Annotated in this window: 6 protein-coding genes; 4 read left to right on the top strand and 2 right to left on the bottom strand. The window is 51.4% G+C overall.

Going from position 1 to position 4594, the window contains the following annotated elements; all coding sequences use genetic code 11:
• Positions 1-9: 9 nt before the first annotated feature.
• On the bottom strand, positions 10-1368 hold the full coding sequence (locus B3F49_RS10905; protein ID WP_293911003.1) for an alpha-glucosidase: 1359 nt from the start codon (positions 1366-1368) through the stop codon (positions 10-12).
• Positions 1369-1435: 67 nt separating this feature from the next.
• Here B3F49_RS10905 and thpR point away from each other — a divergent pair, with 67 nt between their 5' ends.
• From thpR to B3F49_RS10885, 4 genes are all read left to right on the top strand, one after another.
• Complete coding sequence (gene thpR, locus B3F49_RS10900) at positions 1436-1957, top strand: RNA 2',3'-cyclic phosphodiesterase (RefSeq protein ID WP_293911001.1); 522 nt, start codon at positions 1436-1438, stop codon at positions 1955-1957.
• Between the two features lie 50 nt (positions 1958-2007).
• The gene (locus B3F49_RS10895; RefSeq protein WP_293910999.1) at positions 2008-2781 is read left to right on the top strand and encodes a class I SAM-dependent methyltransferase; all 774 of its coding nucleotides are present in this window, start codon (positions 2008-2010) and stop codon (positions 2779-2781) included.
• 43 nt (positions 2782-2824) lie between these two features.
• Positions 2825-3652 (top strand): tetratricopeptide repeat protein, encoded by an 828-nt coding sequence (locus tag B3F49_RS10890; protein ID WP_293896543.1) that lies wholly within the window; start codon positions 2825-2827, stop codon positions 3650-3652.
• Between the two features lie 369 nt (positions 3653-4021).
• Positions 4022-4447, top strand: coding sequence for a flavodoxin domain-containing protein (locus B3F49_RS10885; protein WP_293910997.1), 426 nt, complete (start codon positions 4022-4024; stop codon positions 4445-4447).
• Here B3F49_RS10885 and B3F49_RS10880 read toward each other — a convergent pair.
• Positions 4430-4591, bottom strand: coding sequence for an arginase family protein (locus B3F49_RS10880; protein ID WP_414712536.1), 162 nt, complete (start codon positions 4589-4591; stop codon positions 4430-4432). The two genes, B3F49_RS10885 and B3F49_RS10880, sit on opposite strands and share 18 nt — an antisense overlap.
• Between the last annotated feature and the right edge of the window lie 3 nt (positions 4592-4594).

The following is a 4594-nucleotide window of genomic DNA, read 5'->3' as shown; positions in this document are numbered from 1 at the left end:
TTCTCTTTCTCAAGCCAGATATCCAAGCCAGCGGTTCTGCCTTTGGATCATCACATCGACCAATTCAGCCAGATTCCTGACTGAATGCACCATCGGACATGCGTGAAGAGCCTGAATGACATACTCCTTTTTCTTCTGGATGACGGCTTCTGCAGTCAAGTCGTACACTCCGCAGTAGGAGCGGAGCAGGGATGCAAAGCCCTTGGGATAGGAATCGAAAGCAATACCCTTCAAGCCCTTGGCATAGACGCGTGCAGGAACTTCCACGGCGACCCAGGGAGGCAGCTCCTTGATGAGGTTGTTGTTCATGATATTGACGGCAATCTCCTCATAGCCGCTGTTATCCAAAATGCCTTCCAAGATATAGACCAGACGCTCGTGCACCGTAAGCTCGATAAAGGCCTTCGTCCTGGCAAGCATCATCCGATACAGGCTGTAGAAATCCTTGATCCCCTTGTGGTCTGCAATGTCGGACGCCCAACCGATGTATTCACCCAAATGACTGTCCACGGTGATCGGCAGCAACTTGTAGGTTTGCAGGATGTGGGCGAACAGAGTCCGGTCGGCCCAGGCTTTTTTGCTTGTCATGCCCGGAGGCAGAGCGCGCGAGGTGGAGCCTTCGGTATCGAATTCGGCTTGATGCTCCAAACCATACGCAAGGATATCGGAGTAACCGGGCTCCTTCTCAAAGAATGCCGGGGCTTTTGCAAGAATATCGGGATAGGCGTCCTTTCCTGAATCACGGTAGTGTGCCTCAAGCAGGACACTGAAGTGGTTCAGCCCTGCACTGCGCAGCTCAAGATTGGAGAAGCTCGTGTTGAGAATCGACGGGAGATATCGTTCAAGACTTGCGATTTCATGGCACATGCCTACAAACTTCAACTGTGGATGCTTTCTGAGAACAGTCGTGGTAATGGCAGTCATGGGATTTGAATAGTTGAAGACCCAGGCATCAGGACACAGGTCGACGACATCGTCGCAAATATCCATGATCGGGGGAGTTGTTCTCAGTGAGTGAAAGATTCCGCCGGGGCCGCCGTTCTCACCATACACCTGATTGATCCCATACTGCTGGGGGAGCGTCCAATCCTCATCCCAGAGAGCGAAACGATCGCCAACCTCGATGGATATCACCACGACATCACAGCCCTGCAACGCTTGCCTGCGGTCGGTGGTAGCTTGTACGGTGAAGGGTAGCTGGTGTTCCTTGATAAAAACAGACGCCTTAGCATACACATCCGAGAGCGCCTTCTCATTGATGTCCACAAGCCAAATCTTGCTGCCTGAGAGCTTTTTGCTCTGCATGAGATCACCGAGCGTACCCAAGCCAAACTGAGCGCTTCCAGCTCCAATGAGTACAATTTGCATTCTGTTCAATCTCCTCTTGTAGTACTATAGTATGGTTTTCCCAATCACGAAAGCCTATACTGCTGCCATGAGAATCTTCTATGCGCTTACCTTTGATGAGAAGACGCTGGACACAATTTGTGCCATCCAGGACAGCATCGAAGTGCTGCTTGACAAGGGTCGAAGAACCGCCCGGCCCAATCTGCACCTTACACTGAGTTTTTTGGGCGAGCAGGATCCTCTCTTGCTGCCTCTTTTCAAAGAGGTATTGGATAGGCTTCCCGGCAACCCGATTTGCCTGCAGTTTACGCATCTCGGACACTTTGACAAGGCTGGAGGAAGCATCATTTGGCTGGGAATGAAACACAATACCGACATTCAGGCAATCCAGGAGATATTGGTCAAGGACCTCAGGCGCAACGGCATCAGTTTCTCCGATACTCCGTTTAACGCCCATGTGACCCTGTTTCGCAATGCCCGCATTGCAGAACTTCCTTTTTTGTCGGCCTTCCGCGGCAACGCACAGGCATTGCACCTGATGCACTCCCATCAGGTCCATTCAGTTCTCACCTATACGCCTCTGGCTTCTAACTTTTTATCAGAAAACTAGTTGGATTTGGCTTCATTGCATCGATTTTGTTTGTATGCTATGGTCAGGCCATGGATACCTATGTAGAGCAGAATGCACAAGCCTGGGATTGGGAGGTCGGTCGCCGCAATATCTGGACCGATGGTTGCACACAAGAGCAGATCGAGAAGGCACGCAAAGGAGAACTCGATATGGTCCTCTCCCCATTCAAGAAAGTGCCCTCATCCTGGGTCGCCGACATCAAAGGCAAACGCGTCTTGGCATTGGCATCGGGAGGCGGGCAGCAGGCTGTATTGCTGAGCCTTGCCGGAGCAGAGGTGACCGTATTCGATATATCCAGGAAGCAGCTTGCCCAGGATGCCTCCTTTGCAGAAAAACTCGGCCTGTCACTTACGTTGGTGCGTGGAGACATGAGGGACCTTTCGTGTTTCGATGATGCAGCATTCGACATGATTTTCAATCCAACCTCATCCTGTTTCATCGATGATGTAAAGGCCATGTACAGACACTGCTACCGGATTCTGAAAAAGGGGGGCAGTTTTCTCACCTCGATAACCAATCCTGTTCTGTATATGTTTGACGAGAAACGCGCCATGAAGAACAAGCTTCGCGTCAAATACACCCTTCCCTACTCCGATTTGACCAGCCTCGGCAGCAAAGAGCTGCAAAAACGAATGAAACAACACGATACGGTGGAGTTCAGTCATACCTTGGAGGATCTTTTGGGCGGAGTGACCGATTGCGGTTTCTGTATCACCGACCTCTATACCGATACCGCAGGGTGCATGATGATGGATAGCTTCATCCATGACTGCTACATTGCCATCAGAGCACGGAAAACCTGAGAAAAGCTTGTTGCTTGGCCGTCAAGCTGTGTATACTGGTTATATGGAAAACTATTTCGCACGACTATTGTTGACCAGCGAGCTTGATGATCCGATCTACTTTGCCAAGATCCATCAGCAGATTGCTGATCTTGAGAAGCAGCGCATCGCCCATTTCAATGTCCATGGGCCGATGAATGCCGAGTATGTCGTACTGATGAGTGAATTGAATATGGCGTATCTGCAAGCTCGGGACACCTCCAGCGAGTTGGAGATCGCCCAGCAGATTTATCAGACCAGCCAAAACCTCTATGGTGATGAAGACGAACGAACCTTGGAGGCCTTGATTGCCTTGGGACTCTCCTACCTTGACGATGGGCAGAGTGAGATGGCGCAGGGCATCGCTACATCCCTGCTTTCGTTGAACTGGTCCGAGGAGAACGGGCCCGCTTATGACCTGTATATCGATGTACTCTGTTTCCAGGCTGACATCCAGCACAACAAGGAACTGTATCCCCAGGAATTGGTTATCAGAAAACATGTCTTCTCCCTGCTTGAGGAGTTGTCGGGATCGGTCTCCAGCCAGGCGATCATGGCGCGGTGCGCCCTCGCCTTCTGTTTGGAGAAAATGAAACGGTACAAGCAAGCACTCGATCACTATCAGGTTGTTCGCTCATACTTGGACAGTGATGAACAGTTTGCCACCGAGGCTGAAAAAATCGGGCTTTTGGTGCATATCGGGCGCTGTTACCGCAAACTGGGGAATTTTGATGATGCGGTGGTTCTCTATCACTGGGCTCACAAGCAGGCTGACAAACTCTTCGGGCCCGCCTCTTCCTTGGCCCAGAAAATGAAAAAACTCGTCGGGGTCATCGACGGGGTAAACCAATAATTCCTACTACTATCATAGGTATTGACCAAATTCCTCTGTTTGTGTACTACTTAAGCCGTGTCAGACGAACGTATGATACGCTTTGCAGCGCCAAATCTTGCATCGCTGAAGGTGGGCAGCCTTATCAGATGCAGGACTACCGATTTCGATGGATTGCTGCAAGCTGTAACACAATGGAATGCCAGACTGAATCCCAAGGGAGTGGAAGAGACCCTTATGCAACAAAAAGGATGAATTTTTGCTGTATGTCCATCGTCCGAAGCTTTTGGAGCAGCTGATGTTCCAAGCAGAGGTACTGACGTTGGGGTACCCGCGGTGCCCCCTTGCAAAAAAGCAACTCGAGGAATTGACGGTACGAAGGATGACGATATGAAAAAAATTGCAGTGGTATATTATAGCGGCACCGGCAATACGGAAGCGTTGGCGGATGCTGTGGTCGAGGGTGTACGGGAAGCTGGAGCCTCAGCTGCCGTCATCAGCGCCGGAATGTTCTCTGCCGATATGTTGGACAGCTTCGATGCTTTTGCCTTCGGCTGTCCTGCCATGGGCAGCGAAGGACTCGAGGACGAGGTCTTTGAGCCGATGTTCGACTCATTGCTGGAGCATCTTGGAGGAAGGAAGGTCGGGCTGTTCGGCTCCTACGGCTGGGGGGACGGCGAATGGATGAGCCAATGGAAGGAGACAACCATGCAAAGCGGTGCAGTGCTCGTTTCTGAACCGGTCATTGCGCTGGATACCCCCGATCAGGAGGCACGGGGGAAGGCCAAGGCCCTCGGTTCAGCGCTTGCACGCTAGGCCCATCAAAAAATAGACAAGCTTGGCGGCTGTATAACTTGGATGGTGGAGCTGATTGGGTGCAAGCTCCACTACATCCATGCCGATGATCGTCCTCCCTTCGGTCAAGCTTTCCAGCAGCGTTATTGCATCCCACCAGAACAAGCC

It is taken from the genome of Sphaerochaeta sp. UBA5836 (genome assembly GCF_002432845.1).
In the GTDB taxonomy this organism is placed as follows: domain Bacteria; phylum Spirochaetota; class Spirochaetia; order Sphaerochaetales; family Sphaerochaetaceae; genus Sphaerochaeta.
The sequence above is the reverse complement of the archived record's forward strand: the minus strand, read 5'-3'. Positions and strand labels throughout refer to the sequence as shown.